Source organism: Bartonella vinsonii subsp. berkhoffii ATCC 51672 (genome assembly GCF_902825225.1).
Taxonomy (GTDB): Bacteria; Pseudomonadota; Alphaproteobacteria; order Rhizobiales; family Rhizobiaceae; genus Bartonella; species Bartonella berkhoffii.
Window position 1 is genome coordinate 1 of record NZ_CADEAK010000147.1, and the last position, 460, is coordinate 460.

1 protein-coding gene is annotated in these 460 nt (G+C 47.8%); it reads left to right on the top strand.

Annotated features, from left to right (window positions below):
• A partial coding sequence (locus J7R10_RS08675; RefSeq protein WP_208436471.1) for a DUF4815 domain-containing protein occupies positions 1 to 460 on the top strand: 460 nt, incomplete at both ends.

Below are 460 nucleotides of genomic sequence, written 5' to 3' on the forward strand. Positions count from 1 at the left end.
AAGCCTGCCCGTTCTTGCCCGTTTTTATCTTGCAAGTGGGTATTCTCATTGACCAAAAAGCCCCCTCTCTGCTTGAACCAGCCAGGCAAGCCATTGCCACTTACGGCCGTGCGCATGGACATTATATCGTCAATGGATGCCGTGTGAGCGCATTAGGACCAAATAATGGTTGCCAAGTCTTTAGCATTCAAGAAGGAGAAGCCAATATCAACGGTTTTAAGCGCAAACGCCTTGCCGCTTTGCGCCATGAAGAACGGGAAGACTTTTCGACAAGCGTTGTTCCTAGCGAAACGCATATTTTTGCGCCCCCAAAAGGCAAAACAAGCTTTACCTTTAAAAGCTACAATTCTCCCATTGCCGATATTCACTCTCTTTTGTTGACAAAAGAAAAAACCGTTAACGTCACCCGTGGTGCGGTTGCTGCAGGGCGTGATGGTGTTCCCGATAAAAGCATCACCTC